The organism is Blastomonas sp. (assembly GCF_046294995.1).
In the GTDB taxonomy this organism is placed as follows: domain Bacteria; phylum Pseudomonadota; class Alphaproteobacteria; order Sphingomonadales; family Sphingomonadaceae; genus Blastomonas.
This window is the reverse complement of the sequence record NZ_JBKBOG010000011.1, coordinates 49,533-68,401: the sequence shown is the minus strand read 5'-3', so window position 1 is coordinate 68,401 and position 18,869 is coordinate 49,533. Positions and strand designations below refer to the sequence as shown.

Sequence of the window (18,869 nt, the reverse complement as noted above, 5' to 3'; positions counted from 1 at the left end):
TGCCCACCCCCCAAAGACCCGGCACGATGAAAGCCAAACACCAGCGCCTCGTGCTGATCTGCATCGCCTTTGTCGGGCTGCTGGCGGCAGGCCTGATCGCAGCCTATGCGCTGCGCGGGCAGGCGAGCTATTTCTATACGCCCGGCGAACTGGCCGCAGCGCAGGTCGAGCCGGGCCAGGCGATCCGCCTCGGCGGGATGGTGCAGACCGGATCGATCAAGAAGCAGGCGGACGGTGTCACCATCGATTTCATCGTCGAGGACGGCGAGGGTACGGTTCCGGTGCGCTTCTCGGGCATCACGCCTGCGCTGTTCGTCGAAGGATCGGGCGTCGTCGCCGAAGGCCGGATGGACCGCGCAGGGTTCTTCGTGGCCGACAATCTGCTCGCCAAGCATGACGAGAACTACGTCCCGCGCGAGATGAAGGACATGACCAGCGCCGACGTCAAAAAGGTTGCGGGCACGGTGGCTCAGCCATGATTGCAGAATTCGCGCTGGCGCTGCTGTGGCTGGCCGCCGCGCTGGCGCTGTTGCAGCTTGGGCTCGGCAGCTACGCTTTGACCGTCAAGGGCGCGCAGTTTCTGCCCGCCGTTCGCCCTGTGGCTGTCGCGCAGGGCGTGTTGGTGGCGGTGTCGTTCGCGCTGCTGATCGTCCTGTTCGTGCGCAGCGACCTGTCGGTCAAGCTGGTCGCGGCCAACAGCCATTCGCTCAAGCCCCTGATTTACAAGATTTCGGGCACCTGGGGGAACCATGAAGGCTCGATGCTGCTGTGGATCACCGTCATGGGTCTTGCAGGCGGGCTGATCGCGCTGCTCGAGCGCCGGTTGAACGATCGCACGCTGATCGCCACGCTGGCCGGGCAGGCTTTCGTCAGCCTGGGTTTCTATGCCTTTCTGCTGTTTGCCTCCAACCCGTTCGAACGGTTGAACCCGGCCCCGACCGAAGGCAACGGCCTCAATCCGCTGTTGCAGGACCCCGGTCTCGCCTTCCATCCGCCGACGCTCTACATCGGCTATGTCGGGCTTTCGATCGCGTTTTCGTTCGCCATCGGTGCGATGGTGACGCGCGATGTCGGGCCCACCTTTGCCCGCGCGATGCGCCCATGGGTGCTGGGCGCGTGGATATTCCTGACGCTGGGCATCGTCGCTGGCTCGTGGTGGGCGTATTACACGCTCGGCTGGGGTGGCTGGTGGTTCTGGGACCCGGTCGAGAACGCTTCGCTGATGCCCTGGCTTGCCGCCACCGCCTTGCTGCATTCGGTCAGCGTTCTGGCAACGCGCGGCGCGCTCAAGGCGTGGACCGTGATGCTCGCGGTGGTCGCGTTCTCGATGTCGATGGTCGGCACATTCCTCGTGCGCTCGGGCATCCTGACCAGCGTGCATGCGTTTGCGGTCGATCCCGAGCGCGGCAGCTTCATTCTGGCGCTGCTTGCGATCTACATCGGCGGTGCGCTCGCGCTGTTCGGGCTGCGTGCATCGACGGTGACCGAAGGTTCGCGCTTCCATCTGTTCAGCCGTGAAGGCGCGCTGGTGATGAACAACGTGCTGCTCGTCGGCATTCTGGGCATCGTGCTGATGGGTACGCTCTATCCGCTGGTCACCGAGGCGTTCGGCACCAAGGTTTCGGTCGGGCCGCCCTATTTCAATCCGGTCAGCGCGATCTTCGTGTTCCCGATGCTGGTCATCATGGCGGTCGGTCCGCTGATGCGCTGGCGCCAGGACAACGGCAAGAAACTGGTCAACATGATGGCGGCGCCTGCTCTCGCTTTGGCGGTGGCGCTGGCGCTGGTCGTCCTGTTCGCAGGCGATATCGCCATCCTGCCGCTGCTGGGGCTGATCTTTGCCGCTGGGCTTGCGGTGGCCAGCATCCTGCCGCTGTGGAAGCGCAACCTGCGCCGCACGCCTGCGCACATTTATGGCATGGTGCTCGCGCATCTGGGCATTGCGGTCGCACTGGCGGGAATGGCTGCCGAGTCCGCGTTCAACACCGAAAAGCTCGTCGCCAGCGAAATCGGCCAGACCCACACGGTCGGCCCGTGGTCGATCGAACTTCAAGGGATCGACCCCATTGCCGGGCCCAACTGGACCGCGCTCGAGGCACGGCTGGTCACCAGTTATGGCGACAGCGCGACCCAGACGGTGCTGAACCCGCAGTCGCGGATGTTCTCATCCCCGCCCACCGCAACCAGCCATGCTGCGCTGCTGACCCGCTGGAACGGGCAGTTGTATGTCGTACTGGGTGAAGAGGGCGATGATGGCCGCTGGCAGCTGCGATTGTGGTGGAAGCCGTTCGTGCCGCTGATCTGGTATGGCGGGCTGCTGATCGGGCTGGGGGGCATCCTGGCGCTGGTGGGCCGCACCGCGCGCGATCTGCGCCGCAAGGACCAGCCCGAATACGAACCGGTGGCCGCGCCTGACGATCCCCATGGCGAACCAAAGCCCGTCGGAGGCCGCGAGGCCCTCGCATGAAGCACGTCCTATCATGAAGCATTGGGCCATCTGGTTGCCGCTGGCGCTGTTCGGCGGATTGTTCGCGTTGTTCGCCACCGGGCTGATTGCGCCGGGCGATCGCACCATCGTGTCGCAGATGATCGGCAAGCCGCTGCCCGCGTTCGATCTGCCGCAGGCGGTACCGGATCGGCCCGCAGTGGCCACCGCCAACTTCACCGATGGCAAGCCCAAACTGCTCAACGTGTTCGCCAGCTGGTGCGTGCCCTGTGTCGCCGAAGCACCCTATCTGCAGCAGCTGGCCGATGCCGGGGTCGAAATCAACGGCGTCGCGATCCGCGATCGCAGCCCGGACGTGCAGCAGTTTCTGGCGCGCAACGGCAACCCGTATGCGCGGATCGGGGCCGATGACGTCAGCAAGATCCAGTTCGATCTGGGTTCATCGGGCGTGCCCGAGACCTTTGTCATCGATGGCAAGGGCATCATCCGCTACCAGCATATCGGCGACATCCGGCGCGAGCACGTGCCTGTGATCCTGCAGAAACTGAAGGAAGCGCAGTGATTTTCAGTGTGCGCAAAAAGGGTCCGTGTTCCCGAGCGAAGTCGAGGGACCTTTCGCTACCCTTGCGCGCACGTCCCTCGACTTCGCTCGGGAACTCGGTGATGTGGCTTTTGGTCATGGTGCTGGCGATGCTTGCCGCTCCGCTTACCGCACAAGATACCCTCCCGCCCGCGCCGTATGCCTACAAGCAGCTCGATGACCCCGCGAAGGAAAAGTCCGCGCAGGATCTGATGATGACGCTGCGCTGCCTGACCTGCCAGAGCCAGTCGATCGCCGATTCGGATGCACCGATGGCCGGCGATATGCGCCATCAGGTGCGCACCCGGATCGCTGCGGGTGAGGACCCCGAGGCGATCCGCGCATGGCTGATCGAGCGCTATGGCGACTGGGTATCGTATCAGCCGCAGATAACCTCGATGACCTGGCCGCTGTTCGCGGCGCCGGTCGTGCTGCTGCTGCTCGCCGCGGTCGTCGCGCGCAAACGCTTCGGCAGGGACAGGCCGACCGGAGACAAAAGCTGATGGCGTGGGTGATCGTTCTGCTGGTGGCCGTCGCCATCATGGCCGGCATGATCTGGCTGGGCAAGCTGCCGCGCAAGGCGTGGGAACTGTCCGGCGCGGCGCTGTTCCTGGGGATTGCGGGCTATGCCTGGCAGGGCCAGCCCTCGCTCGCCGGATCGCCCAAGGAGCCGGTCGAAAAGCTTGGCATGTTCGATGAGGACCTCGCCAAGCAGCGCGACGAGATGGGCGGCAATTTCGGCGATGCCCGCGCCTGGCTGGTGCTGGCCGACGCACAGAGCCGCCAGGGCAAGTTCGCCACCGCCGCCACCGCGCTGAGCAAGGGATTGCAAACCTTCCCCGAGGACACCGACCTTTGGGTGGCGCTGGGCAATGCGCTGGTTGGGCACAGCAACGGGCTGCTGACGCCTGCATCGCAGTTTGCCTATCAGAAGGCCGCGACGCTCTCGCCCGACCACCCCGCGCCGCCGTTTTTCCTGGGACTGGCGCTCGCGACATCGGGCCGGTTGCCGCAGGCGCGCGCCATTTGGGCCGAGCTGCTCGAGCGGTCGCCGCCCGACGCGGAATGGCGCGAGGACCTGGCCGGACGACTCGCTCAGATCGACGCTGTGATCGCCCAGCAGAGCGGAGCGCCCGTTCCGGGCATGCCCGGAGCGGTCCCGTCGTCTCCAGTTCCCGGCCAACCCGTTGAAATACAACCATAATCCCTTGTTTGCGATTATATTGCACCGCATCATGGCCCATGCTAATCCGCGTGCCATCGCCGATTTGGCGATAGGCGAAAGGGGACGATGATCGCGGGCTGGCATGCCTTCTCGCGTTCGCACACTGCCCGATGATAACTGACAATTCTTCAGACACGCCTTCGCAACAGCCGTCCGCCGGTTCGATGGCGGGTGAGCAGGTCGCACAGCAGCCTGGCAATGCCGACACGCACAGCAGTTCGGTCGCCGTGCTCGCTTTCGGCGCAGTCGGCATCGTGTTCGGCGATATCGGCACCAGCCCGATCTATGCCTTCCGCGAAACTTTTGCCGGCCATCATCCGCTCACCCCGGATGCCGAGCATATCTTCGGCGTCGTCAGCCTGATCTTCTGGTCGATGACCTTGGTGGTCAGCGTGCAATATGTGACCTTCCTGATGCGCGCCGACAACAAGGGGCAGGGCGGCAGCCTCGCGCTGGTCGCGCTGATCTCGCGCAGCATCAGCCGCACCAGCTATGGCTGGCTGCTGATCCTGCTCGGCGTGTTCGCCACCGCGCTGTTCTACGGCGATAGCATGATTACCCCGGCGATCTCGGTGCTGTCTGCGGTCGAGGGGCTGACCGTGGTCAATCCCGGGCTGCAGCCGCTGGTGATCCCGATCGCGGTCGGGCTGCTGGTCTTCCTGTTCTTCATCCAGTCGCGGGGCACCGCCAAGATCGGCAAGCTGTTCGCGCCGATCATGGTGGTCTATTTCATCACCATCACGATACTGGGCGTTTATCACATTGCCTTCAACCCGGAGATCCTGCTCGCGCTGAACCCTTGGTATGCGGTGCGCTTCTTCATCAACGATGGCTGGTTCGCGTTCCTCGCGCTCGGTTCGGTGGTGCTCGCGGTGACCGGCGCGGAGGCGCTGTATTCGGACATGGGCCATTTCGGGCGCGGCCCGATGCGGCTCTCGTGGTTCGGTTTCGTCATGCCCGCGCTGCTGATCAACTATTTCGGACAGGGCGCGATGATCATCGGCCTGGGACCGATCGAGGCGCTCGAAACGGTCAAGAACCCGTTCTTCCTGCTCGCACCCGAGATGCTACGGTTGCCGCTCGTGCTGCTGGTGACGGCGGCGACCTTCATTGCCAGCCAAGCGGTGATCTCGGGCGCTTTCTCGATCACCCATCAGGCGATCCAATTGGGCTATATCCCGCGGCTGTCTATCAAGCACACCAGCGCGTCGGAAAGCGGGCAGATCTACATCCCGCTGATCAACTGGGTGCTGATGATCGCGGTGATCCTGCTGGTGCTGACCTTCCAGTCGTCGAGCAACCTTGCCGCTGCCTATGGCATCGCGGTGACCGGTGCGATGCTGATCGACACCTGCCTGATGGCGGTGCTGTTCACCGCGATGTGGAAATGGAAGCTGTGGATGGCGGTGCCGGTCATCGTTACCTTCCTTGTCGTCGATGGTGCCTATTTCCTCGCCAACGCCACCAAGATCCCCGATGGCGGCTGGTTCCCGCTGGTGATCGGCGCGTTCACCTTCACGCTGCTCACCACCTGGGCGCGCGGGCGCAAGCTGATGCGCGAGACGATGATCGAAAGTGCGCTGCCGATCGAGGTGTTCGTCAAGTCCGCGCAAGGCTCCGCCACCCGGGTCAAGGGCACCGCGATCTTCATGGCATCGGCCACCACTGGGGTGCCGACCGCGCTGCTGCACAACATGAAGCACAACAAGGTCATCCATGACCGCGTCGTCATCCTGACCGTGCAGATCATGGAAGTCCCCTATGTCACCGACGCCAACCGCTTCGAGGTCGAGGCGCTTGGTCATGGCTTCTTCCGCATGATCCTGCGCTATGGCTTCATGCAGTCGACCGACGTTCCTGCGGCGCTCAAGGACGTGAAGGAGCTGTGCGGCGGCAAGTTCGAGATGCTGCAGACCAGCTTCTTCCTCTCGCGCCAGACCCTGCTCACCGCCGAGCGACCCGGAATGCCGGTGTGGCGCGAGAAGATCTTCGCGTGGATGCTGCGCAACTCGGCGAGCCCGATGGAGTTCTTCAACCTGCCTTCGAACCGGGTGGTCGAACTGGGCAGCCAGCTGGAAATCTGAAGGGGCAGACCATGATCGTGATCGCTGGCCATTACCGCTTCCCGCCAGAGCAGCTGGCGGCGATCCAGCCGGCGATGGCCCGCATGATCGAGGCCAGCCGCGCCGAGCCGGGCTGCGTGCATTATGCCTTTGCGCACGACGTGATCGAACCTGGAATGATCCGTGTGAGCGAAGCCGGGGTCGATCAGGCTGCGTTCGATGCCCATGCCGCCAGCGCGCATATGGCGCAGTGGCGGGCCGATAGCGCAGCCCACGGCATTCATGACCGCACCATCACCGCCTATGATGTGACCGGATCGCGGTCGCTCTAGGCAGCGGTCAGCTGCCTGCGCAGCGCAAGTTCAGGCTGCGCTTCTGCATGTCATAGGTCAGCGTCGAGCAACCCTGCAGGAAACGCCTCCCGGCGACGATGCGCAGGTCCACTTTCTTCTCTTTCTCGCCGACCACGACGATCTCGTCCGAATCCGCATCTGCCGCATCGGCGGCGGCAATACCGCTGGCATCGCCATAATCGCTGTAGCGGACATCGGCTGTCGCCAATTGGCGCGCGCCCAACGGCAGCGGACGGGCAAGCGTCATCTCGCGTGTGGGACGCATGATCCCGTAATAGATCAACGTCTGCTGCGGTCGGCCGGTGAACTTGCCGCCGCGCGTGCGTGCAAGCCAGTTGCCGGTGGGTGCGCTCACCAGCGTCTCGTCACGCTGCAGGCTGAACTGCAAGCGGACCTTCTCTCCATCCATGTCGAGCGTGGTCCCGACGCCCAGCCGGCCGAGAAAGCCGAAATTGTCGAGCGGGAACGCCAGGTCGCGGTCCCCGCCAGACGGTGCGCCGAGGTGGAAGGTGATTCGCTTGTAAGGCAGCGAGGCAGGGCTGATCGTGCCATCGGCCAGCGTAGACGACGCGCGGTCCGCCCAGAATATCCGCTGGTTCTTGGCGCCGGCACCATAATCGACCTTGTGCACGGCGGAGTTGCCGCTGACCTTCTCGGACCCCACCATGCTGCGGAACGCCAGCATCCCGGGTTTCAGCGCGAGCTTTGCCGCGATGTCGGGGTTGAGGGTGGGGGCATCGGCCGCTTCCGGTCGCACCTCCAGCCTCAGCGGCGTTCCGTTGATGGTCACATCGATCACATTGTCGCCGCGCAGCACAAGCTCGTCGGGGAGGGCTGATTTGGGGGCCGCCGATGCGGGCGCTGAAATCGCCATTGATACGGTCGCTACGACACTAAAAACTCGCATGATGGCCCCATCCCCCTCGATACTGGCAAGTAACGAAGGGGAATAGGCGATACCCGGCCTTAACGGCGGATGACCAGATGGCCATTCAACTGCATCCAGGCGCTTATTCGCGAAAATCAGTAAGCGGAGCGCGCCAGCAGCGATTCCTTCGCCGCGTGGTATTCGCGGGTAAGGCGTCCGACCATGTCGGCGACGGTATCGACCTTGTCGACCGCGCCGATGCCCTGGCCGCTGCCCCAGATGTCGCGCCATGCCTTGGCGTCGGTGTTGCCGCCCGAGCCGAAGTTCATCGTGCTGTAGTCGCCCTTGGGCAGGTTGTCGGGATCAAGACCTGCGTTGACGATCGACTTGCGCAGATAGTTGCCCGAGACACCGGTAAACAGGTCGGAATAGACGATGTCGGCGGCCTTGCCCTCGACGATGCCGTTCTTGTAGCCATCGTCAGCGCGCGCTTCGGCCGTCGCGATGAAGGCCGAACCGATATAGGCGAAGTCCGCACCCATCGCCTGTGCGGCGAGGATAGCAGCGCCGCTGGCGATCGATCCCGACAGCGCCACGGGCCCTGTGAACCACTGGCGGATTTCCTGCATCAGCGCGAAGGGCGAGGTGACACCGGCATGGCCGCCGGCGCCCGCGGCCACCGGGATCAGGCCGTCGGCGCCCTTTTCGATCGCCTTGCGGGCATAGCGGTCGTCGATCACGTCGTGCATGGTGATGCCGCCCCAGTCGTGCACCGCCTTGTTCAGGTCTTCGCGCGCACCCAGCGAGGTGATGACCATCGGCACCTGCCATTTGGCGCAGGTGGCGATATCCGCTTCCAGCCGGTCGTTGGATTTGTGGACGATCTGGTTGACCGCATAGGGCGCGGCGGGTGCATCGGGGTTGGCGCGGTTGTATTCGGCCAGTTCCTCGGTGATCTGGTGCAGCCATTCGTCGAGCTGGCTCTGCGGCCGCGCGTTCAGTGCCGGGAACGACCCAATCACGCCTGCCTTGCATTGCGCAATGACGAGCTCGGGGCCGGAGATGATGAAGAGCGGCGACCCGATGACGGGCAGGCGCAGGTTGTCGCAAAGCGGGGATGGCATGGTCATGGCCGCGACATTAGCCATGGTTGATGGGCTGTCCAGAGGCAAACTTAATCAGCCGATTAAGTTTTGAATGAAAACGGCTTGGGGCGATGGAAATCCTCCCCGAGCTTGCTCGGGGAGGGGGACCGTTCGCGCAGCGAATGGTGGAGGGGCTCTATAACGACGGTTGCTAAGAACCCCTCCACCATCCTGCGGATGGTCCCCACCCCCCCCAGACAAGCTGGGGTAGGATTTGAAAGCCTCATATCCCCTCGAGCGCGCTCAGCACCGCCTTGATCGAGGCGGTCGCAACATCCTCGTCCACGCCCACGCCGAAGCAGGGCGAACGGCCATCGACCGCGCATTCGACATAGGCCGCCGCGCGCGCCTTCGATCCCGCGCCGATTGCGTGTTCGCGGTAATCGGCAATGTCGATGGCGATACCCAGCGCCCCGGACAGCGCATCGACCACGCCCGAGATCAGTCCGTTGCCGCGCCCGCTGACCGGGATTTCCTTGCCGCCTGCGATGATCCGCCCGACGAACAGCCGGTCGTTGCCCGCCTTGCGCTCCTCGTAATCGACCAACTGGTATTTGCCCTGGCCATCGAGACGATACCGCGTCTGGAACGCCTGCCAGATGTCGGCGGAGGACAGCTCCATGCTCTTCGCATCCGCCAGCGCCTGCACGGTCTTGCTGAAATCGGCCTGCAGGCGCTTGGGCAGCTTCAGCCCCTGGTCCTGCTCGAGCACCCAGGCGACGCCGCCCTTGCCCGATTGCGAGTTGACCCGGATCACCGCTTCATACGACCGCCCGATATCGGCGGGGTCGAGCGGCAGATAGGGCACCTGCCAGTACTCGTCGTTGCGCTTTTCCTGCGCGGCAAAGCCCTTCTTGATCGCGTCCTGATGGCTGCCCGAGAACGCGGTGAACACCAGTTCGCCCGCATAAGGGTGCCGCTCGGGGACCTTCAATTGGTTGCAATATTCGACCGTCTTGACGATCTCGTCCATGTCGGAAAAATCGAGCCCCGGGTGCATGCCTTGCGTGTACATGTTGAGCCCCAAAGCGACGAGATCGACATTGCCGGTGCGCTCGCCATTGCCGAACAGGCAGCCCTCGATCCGGTCCGCGCCCGCCATCAGCCCCAGTTCGGCCGCAGCGATGCCCGAGCCGCGATCGTTGTGCGGGTGCAGGCTGATCACCACGCAGTCGCGCTTGCTGATGTGGCGGCACATCCATTCGATCTGGTCGGCATAGATATTGGGGCTCGATGCCTCGACCGTCGCGGGAAGGTTGAGGATCAGCGGCTTTTGCGGCGTCGGCTGCAGCACCTCCATCACCGCCTCGCAGACCTCGAGGCTAAAATCGAGCTCGGCTGTCGAGAAGGTTTCGGGCGAATATTCGAAGTGCCAGTCGGTTTGCGGATACTTTGCCGCCTGTTCCATGAGGATATTGGCGCCCTCGACCGCGATCGCCTTGACGCCCGCGCGGTCGAGCCCGAACACGATCTCGCGCCAGGCGGGCGAGACCGCGTTGTAGAGGTGGACGATCGCGCGGTGGACGCCGGCGAGGCTCTCGAACGTCTTCTCGATCAGGTCACGCCGCGACTGGGTGAGCACCTGTACGGTCACATCATCGGGGATCTTGCCGCCGTCGACCAGCCCGCGGATGAAGTTGAACTCGGTTTCGCCAGCAGACGGGAAACCGACCTCGATCTCCTTGAGGCCGATCTTGACCAGCAGGTCGAAGAAGCGCTGCTTCTTGGCCGCATTCATTGGATCGATCAGCGCCTGGTTGCCATCGCGCATGTCAGTCGACAGCCAGCGCGGCGGCGTGGTGATCACCGCGTCGGGCCAGGTTCGGTTCGGCAGATCGACACGCGGGAAGGATCGGTATTTCTGCGAAGGATCGGTGAGCATCGGCATGGCTGAAAGGCGCCCCTGACTGTTTGGTGGTGCGATAAGGGTGGCCAGCAAACAGCGCAACCGGTGATCGGCGCTGGGCGTACTGGCAGGTGAAAAAGCCCTTAGGCGTGGCGCGCCGCATCGGCGCACACGGTCGGTACACGCCTAAGGGCGTGTAAGTCGCAGTCCAAGAAGGAGGGCCGATCCGGTCATAATCGCAGTGTCATTGCGCGAACAAGGCAATATGCGCAACAAAAAAATGGTAGCGCGAGGCGAAGGTTCTGCAAAAAAGCGGCGCGGTCTACGGTCAGAAGGTCGCGAACAGGTTGACGTTGAAGGTGTGATCAGCGCGGTCCTGCCCGTCGCGCACTACGTACTGGTTGAGATACCCCGGCACCACGTCCACGCCCTTGGCGAGCGGAACTGAAACCCCGGCGAAATTGCGCCAGATCGATACGCCGCCCCGCTGCACGCTGGTTCGGTCGAGGTCCACGAACGGCTCGGTATAAGCGACGATCTTGTTGTGCGGGGTAATCGGCACGCGCATCTGCACGAACTGCCGCAGCCGCCACGCGGTGCCGCCGCGTTCGACGAAGGTGCGCTGTTCCAGCCGGGTGCGCGAATCGAGCGTGAGGCCGCCTTCGGTCGAAAGCAGGCGGACATTGAGCTCCTGATAGAATCGGTGTTCGTTCAGTTCGACCGGACCGACAGGATTGGTGCGGACATAGGCATAGCCCACCCCGATGTTCACGTCCTTGTTGAGGCGATAGCCGACCAGCGAGCGCAGCAGCAACTGTCCCAGCCGGTCCGCATCGTTGGTGAATCGTTCCTGCGCCTCGAGCCTTACATAGACGTCATCGCTCGCGTTGATCGTTGCGAATTGGCCGAGCCAGATGTTGAAATCGTCCTCGGTGGCCGAGGCTGGCGAGACCAGAAGAGCAGAACCGACGGCGCAGCAGAGCAAGCGCAATGACATGAAATGTGTCTTCTTATGGGAGGATGACGCTTGCCATACGGCCAGCACGGCCAAAACGCGTCTCCGCAGGCCGCAGTGTATATATAGACATATATTCTCTCCCCGGCACGCGGCCGGGGAGAGAATTGCGCCTTACTTCTTTTCGAACGCCACGCTGATATCGAGTTCGACATCGTCGCTGATCATCGGCAGGCCGTAAGCGACGCCGAATTCGCTGCGCTTGATCGTGGTCGTCGCGTGGAAGCCGACGGTTTCCTTCTTGTTGAACGGATTGGCGCCTGCACCCGAGAACTCGGTGTCGAGAACGACCGGCTTGGTGACGCCGTTGAGCGTCAGGTTGCCGGTGATCTTGGCGGTGTTGCCGGTCGCCGCGACGCTGGTCGAAACAAAGCGAGCATCGGCGGGCGAGGGGCCGAAGAAGTCGGGCTTGCCGCCGTCCTTGCCCGCGCGCAGCAGATGGTCGGTCAAACCAGAGCTGGCGGTGGTCACCTTCGACACCGGAATGGTGATGTCGACCTTGGCGGCAGACGGGTTGGCAGGATCGATCTCGAGCGTGCCGGTCGCATCGCCGAAGATGCCGAAATAATCGTTGAAGCCGAAATGGCTGACGCGCCAACCGATCAGCGTGTGGCCGGGATCGGTGGCATAGCTGCCGGCGGTGACGCGGCTGGCGTCCTGCTGGCCAGGAATCTGCGCGCCTTGTGCGATCAGCGGGGTTGCGGCGGCAAGGGCAAGAATAGCAAGGGTTTTGCGCATGATGAGACTCCATCGGGAGGGGGAAAGGTGCGCTAAAATGGGGTGCAGTGGGCTATTGAGTCAATGACCGATGCACCCTGTCAGCTGCGATCGAGGCTTTCGCGCACCACCCGGTAGACATCGCCAAGCTGGTCGGGCGTGATGCAATAGGGCGGCATCACATAGACCGTGTTCCCCAACGGGCGAATGAGCACGCCGTTGGCACGCCCCCATGCGCCGATATGCACCGCCCAGTTCGACAGGTACCCGTCCGCCTTGTCGGCAAGATCGAAGGCCGCAATCGTCCCGCATCGGCGGGTCTGCGTGACCAGAGGATTCCCGGCGATCGCTGCGAGATGCTCGGCCTGCGCTGCTGCCAGCGCATCGATCCGCGCCTGCACCGGCTCGTCGCGCCAGATCGCAAGGTTGGCGTTGGCCGCCGCGCAGGCGATCGGGTTGGCGGTGTAGCTGCTCGAGTGGAAGAAGCAGTCTGCGCGGTCCTGCGACAGGTGCGCGGCGAAGATCTTCTCGCGCGCCAGCGTCACCGCAAGTGGCACCGATCCGCCGGTCAACCCCTTGGACAGGCACAGAATATCGGGGACGACGCCGGCCTGGTCGCAGGCCAGCATCGTGCCGGTGCGGCCCCAGCCGGTCATCACCTCGTCGGCGATGAACAGTACGTTGTGCACCGCGCAGATCGCCGCCATCTGCGCGAGCAGGGCGGGCGAGTACATCAGCATGCCGCCGGCGCCGAGCACCAATGGCTCGACGATGAACGCGGCGGCGCCGTCGCGGCACGCTGCATCGAGCGCGTCGAGCGTCGCCTGCTCGGCACCGGCAGCGGGGAAGGGGACGCTGGTCACATCGAACAGCAAAGGCGCGTAGGGGCGGTTGAACACCCCGCGCGCGCCCACCGACATCGCGCCGATGGTGTCGCCGTGATAGCTGTGTTCCATCACGATGATCTTGTGCCGGTCCTGCTTGCGGTTGTGCCAATAGCCTAGCGCCATCTTGAGCGCGACCTCGACCGCAGTGGAGCCCGAATCGCTGAAGAACACGCGGGTCAGCGGCTCGGGCGTGATCTCGATCAGGCCGCGCGCGAGTTCTTCGGCGGGCTCGTGCGTCCATCCGGCGAAGATGATCTGGTCGAGCTTTTCGCTTTGTTCGCGGATGGCGGCCATGATCCGGGGGTGCGCATGGCCGTGCGTCGTCACCCACCAACTCGAGATCGCGTCGATCCACTGGCGGCCATCCGCGCCGTGCAGCACCGCGCCGTCGCCGCGCGCGATCAGCGGAATGTCCTCGCCCAGGCCGTGCTGGGTGAACGGGTGCCAGACGGGCGAGCCGGTCATGCGAAGTCCGCGATGTCGAACCCGGCGGCAAATCCGGCGGCGAGCCTCTGCGGGGTCAGCGCGTCGAGCCGGGCAAGGCGGCCCAGACGGAGGACATTGCCGATCGCAGCGATCGTCGCTTCGCTGTCAGGCACGGAATCGCCGATGAACGCGATGCCGTGGATCGGAACGCCGCGCGACCGCAATGTCTCGATCGTCATCAGGCTGTGGTTGATCGTGCCCAAGGCGGTGCGCGCGCAGACGATCACCGGGATCTGCCAGCGGGCGAAGACATCGGCGTAGAGCGTCTGGCGGGTGACGGGGACCAGCGCGCCGCCGGCGCCTTCGATGACCAGCGGCGCATCGATATCGGGCGGGGTCAGTGCATCGGGATCGATCGTCACCCCATCGATCTCGGCGGCGAGGTGCGGCGAGGCCGGGGTCACCAGCCGCCAGGCCTCTGGCAGGCTCGATCCGGGGACCATGCGCTCGACGAAGCCGGTGTCGGTCTCGCCCTCGAGGCCGGATTGTATCGGCTTCCAGTATTTTGCGCCGAGCGCCTGCACCAGCGCGGCGCTGAACACCGACTTGCCGATATCGGTGTCGGTGCCTGTTACAACAAATCGCGGTTTCATGCGGGGATCATGATCCTGTTGAGTGATTCGGAGAGCGCGCCGATATCACCCATCGAGACGTTGCGGGTAATGGAAATGCGCAGGCGCGCGGTGCCCTGCGGAACGGTGGGCGGGCGGATGCCGCGAATGTCGAAGCCCTGGCGTTGCAGGCTGGCGGCGATCCGCATCGTGCGGGCATCGTCGCCGATGATGACGGGCAGGATCTGAGTCGCGCCCGACTGCGCGTCCAGACGCGGCGCCAGCAGGGACCGGGCCTCGGCCACGCAAGCGAACAGCTCGTCGCGCCAGTCGTCATGGGCCGCGACGATGGCGATGGCACGGCGCACCATGTGCGCGATGAGCGGCGAAGGCGCGGTCGAGAAGATGAACGGCCGCGCGCGGTTGACGAGGAAATCGATGGCCACGCGCGGTGCGCAGACCAGCGCGCCTTCGCAGCCCAAGGCCTTGCCGCAGGTGTGCAGGGTGATGACATTGGGCTGCCCGGCAAGGTGGTGCGCAAGGCCCGCGCCGCCGGGGCCGAACACCCCGGTGGCGTGCGCCTCGTCGATCACCATTACCGCGTCGTGTCGCGCCGCGACCTCGGCCAGATCGGCGAGCGGCGCGCAGTCGCCGTCCATGCTGTAGAGGCTCTCGACCGCGATCCACGCGCGCCCGGTGCCACCTTCGGAGCGCCAGGCGGTGATGGCGTCGTCGAATCCTTGCGCATCGTTATGCGCGGCGGGGCGGCACTCGGCGCGCCCGAGCCGCATGCCGTCGTGCGCAGAGGCGTGGATCAGCGCGTCATGCACCACCAGGTCGCCGCGCTGAGGCAGCGTGGCGAAGAGCGCCGCATTGGCGGCAAAGCCGGTTGCGAAGAAGAGCGCCGCCTCAGACCCGAAATGCGTCGCCGCATCGGCCTCGAGCGCCTCGTGCGCTGCGTGGTTGCCGCGCAGCAGCCGCGATCCGCCAGATCCTGCGGGCAGGCCGAGCGCCATGCCCTCGCGCAGCGCATCGTGCAGCAGGGTCGAGCCTGCCAGCCCCAGATAGTCGTTCGAGGCGAAGTCCTTGCCCGCGCGTGGCCCAAGCGCACGCAATCTCGAACCCCTTTTCAGGGATTCGAGTTGCGCGGCATGGGTTTCAAATGGCGGCGTTGCCAAGGACGGATCAGTTCTTGTCTTTGTCGACCAGCTTGTTGGCGCCGATCCACGGCATCATCGCACGCAGCTGCGCGCCGGTCTTCTCGATCGGGTGCGCCGCTGCCAGCTTGCGCGCGGCCTTGAGTTCGGGCTGGCCGGCACGGTTGTCGAGCACGAAGTTCTTGACGAAGCGGCCCTGCTGGATGTCCTCGAGCACGCGCTTCATCTCGGCCTTGGTTTCCGAGGTGATGATCCGCGGGCCGGTGGTGATGTCGCCATATTCGGCGGTGTTGCTGATCGAATAGCGCATGTTGGCGATGCCGCCTTCGTACATCAGGTCGACGATCAGCTTCACCTCGTGCAGGCACTCGAAATACGCCATTTCAGGGGCATAGCCCGCTTCGGTCAGCGTTTCGAACCCGGCCTGGATCAGGTGGGTCAGGCCGCCGCACAGCACCGCCTGCTCGCCGAACAGATCGGTCTCGCACTCTTCGCGGAAGTTGGTCTCGATGATGCCGCTGCGGCCGCCGCCGACGCCGCTCGCATAGGCCAAAGCGACGTCATGCGCGTTGCCCGAAGCGTCGCGTTCGACCGCGATCAGGCAGGGCACGCCGCCGCCGCGGACATATTCGCTGCGCACGGTATGGCCGGGGCCCTTGGGTGCGATCATGATCACGTCCAAGTCTTCGCGCGCCTCGATCAGGCCGAAGTGGATGTTGAGGCCATGCGCGAACGCCAAGGCCGCGCCGGGCTTCATGTTGGCATGGTAATCGTCAGCGTAGATCGCGGCCTGGTGCTCGTCGGGCGCCAGGATCATCACGATATCGGCCCAGGCGGCGGCCTCGGCGTTGTTCATCACCTTGAAGCCGGCGTCTTCGGCCTTCTTGGCGGTGGCAGAGCCCGAGCGCAGCGCGATCGCCACATCCTTGACGCCGCTGTCGCGCAGGTTCTGTGCATGGGCGTGGCCCTGGCTGCCATAGCCGACGATGACGATCTTCTTGTCGGCGATCAGCTTGAGGTCGCAATCGGAATCATAATAAACGCGCATGTCATTTCCCCATTTCTAATCTGTTTCGTCATTCCCGCGAACGCGGGAATCCCGCTATGTCTGGTGCAGAAGCGGGACCCCCGCGTGCGCGGGGGTGACGATGTGGTGGTTAGCTTGACTCTATCCCGCGGTCGCCCCCCGGGTCATCGCGACCACGCCGGTGCGGGCGACCTCGACCAGCCCAACCTCGCGCATCAGCGCGATGAACTGGTTGATCTTTTCCGACGATCCGGAGATCTCGAAGACGAAGCTCGATGTGCTGGTATCGACCGGCCGCGCGCGGAAGATGTCCGCCAGCCGCAGCGCTTCGATGCGGTGATCGCCCGCGCCTGCAACCTTGACCAGCGCCAGCTCGCGCTCGACATGCGGGCCAAGCTCGGTGAGATCGGCGACGCGGTGCACCGCGACCAGCCGATCGAGCTGCGCATTGATCTGGTCGATCACCGCAGGCGGGCTGACGGTGACGATGGTGATGCGGCTGACCGCGTGGTCCTCGCTGATATCGGCCACCGTCAGGCTCTCGATGTTGTAGCCGCGCGCGGTGAACATCCCGGCGATCTTGGCAAGGATGCCCGCCTCGTTGTCGACGGTGATGGTGAGGACGTGGCGCTCGGATGCTGCTTGCTGGATGTGCATCAGACCAGCGCCTTCGCTTCGTCTTCCATCGTGCCGGCAACTTCATCGCCATAGAGCATCATGTCGGTGTGTGCCGCGCCCGAGGGGATCATCGGCAGGCAGTTGGCGAGCTTGGCGACGCGGCAATCGACCAGCACGGGGCCTGGATGATCGATCATCGCCTGGATGCCTGCGTCGAGCTCGCTGGGTTCGGAAATGCGGATGCCCTTCCAGCCATAGGCCTCTGCCAACGCAACGAAATCGGGCAGCGCATCGGAATAGCTTTCCGAATAGCGGCTCTCATAGGTCAGCTGCTGCCACTGGCGCACCATGCCCATATATTCGTTGTTGAGGATGAAGATCTTGACCGGCAGGCGATACTGCGTCGCGGTACCCAGCTCCTGGATGTTCATCTGGATCGAGGCTTCGCCGGCGATATCGATGCACAGGGCATCCGGATTGCCAAGTTGCGCGCCGATTGCGGCGGGCAGGCCATAGCCCATGGTGCCAAGCCCGCCCGAGGTCAGCCACTTGTTGGGCTGCTCGAAGCGGAAATACTGCGCCGCCCACATCTGGTGCTGGCCGACTTCGGTCGAGATGATCGGGCTCTGGTCCTTGGTCAGCGCGTACAGCCGCTCGATCGCCTGTTGCGGCATGATCTCGCTGGGGCTGGGCGGATAGGCCAGACACTCGCGCGCACGCCAGCCCTGGATCCGCGCCTGCCATTCGGAAAGATCGCGCTTGTCGTGGCCGATGGCGTTGAGCTGGTCGATGATCTGCTGCAGCACCATGGCGCAATCGCCGACGATGCCAAGATCGACCCGCACGGTCTTGTTGATCGACGAACGATCGATATCGATGTGGATCTTCTTCGATTCGGGCGAGAACGCATCGAGCCGCCCGGTGACGCGGTCGTCGAACCGCGCGCCGACGCAGATCACCAGATCGGCGCGGTTCATCGTCATGTTGGCTTCATAGGTGCCGTGCATGCCCAGCATGCCCAGCCAGTCAGGGTGCTCGGACGGGAAGGCGCCAAGGCCCATCAGTGTCGAGGTGACCGGCGCGCCGGTCATCGCCTGCAGCTGGCGCAGCAATTCGCTCGCTTGCGGCCCGGCGTTGATCACGCCGCCGCCCGAATAGATCACCGGGCTGGTGGCCTGGCTGATCATCCGCGCAGCTTGTTCGATATCGTCGGGCATGCCTGCGGTCACCGGCGCGTAGCGCGGGTTGGGCCGGGCTGGTGTATCGCGATCATACGGTGCGCTGGCGACCTGCACGTCCTTGGGGATGTCGATCAACACCGGACCGGGGCGGCCTTGCGTTGCGATATGGAACGCCTCGCGCACCGTCGCTGCGAGCTTGGCCGGGTCCTTCACCAGATAATTGTGCTTGGTGCAGTGGCGGGTGATGCCGATGGTGTCGGCCTCCTGGAACGCATCGGTGCCGATCAGGTTGGTCGCGACCTGGCCGGTGATGACCACCATCGGGATCGAATCCATCAGCGCATCGGTGATTCCGGTGACCGCGTTGGTCGCACCGGGGCCCGAGGTGACCAGAACGACCCCGGGCTTGCCGGTGGCGCGGGCATAGCCTTCTGCGGCGTGCGCGGCGGCCTGTTCGTGCCGGACGAGGATATGGCGCAGCGAGGGGTGGCCGAAGATCGCGTCGTAAATCGGCAACACCGCGCCGCCGGGATAGCCGAAGATCACCTCGACACCCTGCTCGATCAGCGTTTCAACCAGTATCTGCGCGCCGCTCAGTTCGGCCATGATAAAAAGCCCATCCTCGAAGAAAACCGAGGCCCGCTTAGACAAAGCGGGCCGATGTTGCAAAACCATAAGCTGCCAAACGTCGCGCCAGAATCGAA

General features: G+C 64.4%; 18 protein-coding genes. 7 read left to right on the top strand and 11 right to left on the bottom strand.

Annotated features, from left to right (window positions below):
- Nucleotides 1–26: 26 nt before the first annotated feature.
- From ccmE to ACK4R0_RS12445, 7 genes are all read left to right on the top strand, one after another.
- Nucleotides 27–479, top strand: a complete 453-nt coding sequence (gene ccmE / locus ACK4R0_RS12475; protein WP_409674340.1) for a cytochrome c maturation protein CcmE — start codon at nt 27–29, stop codon at nt 477–479.
- Nucleotides 476–2,467, top strand: a complete 1,992-nt coding sequence (locus tag ACK4R0_RS12470; protein ID WP_409674338.1) for a heme lyase CcmF/NrfE family subunit — start codon at nt 476–478, stop codon at nt 2,465–2,467. The genes ccmE and ACK4R0_RS12470 overlap by 4 nt, the downstream gene beginning before the upstream one ends.
- Before the next feature lie 13 nt (nt 2,468–2,480).
- Nucleotides 2,481–3,008: a DsbE family thiol:disulfide interchange protein gene (locus ACK4R0_RS12465; protein WP_409674336.1), complete on the top strand. Its 528-nt coding sequence runs from the start codon at nt 2,481–2,483 to the stop codon at nt 3,006–3,008.
- A gap of 101 nt (nt 3,009–3,109) precedes the next feature.
- Entirely contained in the window at nt 3,110–3,529 is a 420-nt protein-coding gene (locus ACK4R0_RS12460; RefSeq protein WP_409674334.1) for a cytochrome c-type biogenesis protein, read from the top strand.
- On the top strand, nt 3,529–4,230 hold the full coding sequence (locus ACK4R0_RS12455) for a tetratricopeptide repeat protein (protein ID WP_409674332.1): 702 nt from the start codon (nt 3,529–3,531) through the stop codon (nt 4,228–4,230). Before ACK4R0_RS12460 ends, ACK4R0_RS12455 begins: the two co-directional genes overlap by 1 nt.
- A 185-nt stretch (nt 4,231–4,415) precedes the next feature.
- Nucleotides 4,416–6,335, top strand: a complete 1,920-nt coding sequence (locus tag ACK4R0_RS12450) for a potassium transporter Kup (protein ID WP_409674410.1) — start codon at nt 4,416–4,418, stop codon at nt 6,333–6,335.
- A gap of 11 nt (nt 6,336–6,346) precedes the next feature.
- Nucleotides 6,347–6,646 carry a putative quinol monooxygenase gene (locus ACK4R0_RS12445; protein WP_409674330.1) on the top strand — a complete coding sequence of 100 codons (300 nt, stop codon included), beginning with the start codon at nt 6,347–6,349 and terminating at the stop codon, nt 6,644–6,646.
- Between the two features lie 7 nt (nt 6,647–6,653).
- Here ACK4R0_RS12445 and ACK4R0_RS12440 read toward each other — a convergent pair whose 3' ends face one another.
- The 11 genes from ACK4R0_RS12440 to ilvB form a co-directional block, all read right to left on the bottom strand.
- Nucleotides 6,654–7,574 carry a hypothetical protein gene (locus ACK4R0_RS12440; RefSeq protein WP_409674328.1) on the bottom strand — a complete coding sequence of 307 codons (921 nt, stop codon included), beginning with the start codon at nt 7,572–7,574 and terminating at the stop codon, nt 6,654–6,656.
- A gap of 116 nt (nt 7,575–7,690) precedes the next feature.
- The gene (locus tag ACK4R0_RS12435) at nt 7,691–8,665 is read right to left on the bottom strand and encodes an NAD(P)H-dependent flavin oxidoreductase (RefSeq protein ID WP_409674326.1); all 975 of its coding nucleotides are present in this window, start codon (nt 8,663–8,665) and stop codon (nt 7,691–7,693) included.
- A gap of 238 nt (nt 8,666–8,903) precedes the next feature.
- A complete protein-coding gene (gene leuA / locus ACK4R0_RS12430) occupies nt 8,904–10,568 on the bottom strand; it encodes a 2-isopropylmalate synthase (protein WP_409674324.1) in 1,665 nt (554 codons plus the stop codon).
- 286 nt (nt 10,569–10,854) lie between these two features.
- The gene (locus ACK4R0_RS12425) at nt 10,855–11,523 is read right to left on the bottom strand and encodes a DUF2490 domain-containing protein (protein WP_409674322.1); all 669 of its coding nucleotides are present in this window, start codon (nt 11,521–11,523) and stop codon (nt 10,855–10,857) included.
- Between the two features lie 132 nt (nt 11,524–11,655).
- A complete protein-coding gene (locus ACK4R0_RS12420; RefSeq protein WP_409674320.1) occupies nt 11,656–12,279 on the bottom strand; it encodes a YceI family protein in 624 nt (207 codons plus the stop codon).
- A gap of 80 nt (nt 12,280–12,359) precedes the next feature.
- On the bottom strand, nt 12,360–13,610 hold the full coding sequence (locus tag ACK4R0_RS12415) for an adenosylmethionine--8-amino-7-oxononanoate transaminase (RefSeq protein ID WP_409674318.1): 1,251 nt from the start codon (nt 13,608–13,610) through the stop codon (nt 12,360–12,362).
- A complete protein-coding gene (gene bioD / locus ACK4R0_RS12410; RefSeq protein ID WP_409674316.1) occupies nt 13,607–14,224 on the bottom strand; it encodes a dethiobiotin synthase in 618 nt (205 codons plus the stop codon). The genes ACK4R0_RS12415 and bioD overlap by 4 nt, the downstream gene beginning before the upstream one ends.
- Nucleotides 14,221–15,360, bottom strand: coding sequence for an 8-amino-7-oxononanoate synthase (locus tag ACK4R0_RS12405; RefSeq protein ID WP_409674314.1), 1,140 nt, complete (start codon nt 15,358–15,360; stop codon nt 14,221–14,223). The genes bioD and ACK4R0_RS12405 overlap by 4 nt, the downstream gene beginning before the upstream one ends.
- A gap of 7 nt (nt 15,361–15,367) precedes the next feature.
- Nucleotides 15,368–16,387: a ketol-acid reductoisomerase gene (gene ilvC / locus ACK4R0_RS12400; RefSeq protein WP_409674312.1), complete on the bottom strand. Its 1,020-nt coding sequence runs from the start codon at nt 16,385–16,387 to the stop codon at nt 15,368–15,370.
- A gap of 120 nt (nt 16,388–16,507) precedes the next feature.
- Nucleotides 16,508–17,023: an acetolactate synthase small subunit gene (gene ilvN / locus ACK4R0_RS12395; RefSeq protein ID WP_409674310.1), complete on the bottom strand. Its 516-nt coding sequence runs from the start codon at nt 17,021–17,023 to the stop codon at nt 16,508–16,510.
- Nucleotides 17,023–18,771: a biosynthetic-type acetolactate synthase large subunit gene (gene ilvB, locus ACK4R0_RS12390; protein WP_409674307.1), complete on the bottom strand. Its 1,749-nt coding sequence runs from the start codon at nt 18,769–18,771 to the stop codon at nt 17,023–17,025. The genes ilvN and ilvB overlap by 1 nt, the downstream gene beginning before the upstream one ends.
- Nucleotides 18,772–18,869: the final 98 nt, after the last annotated feature.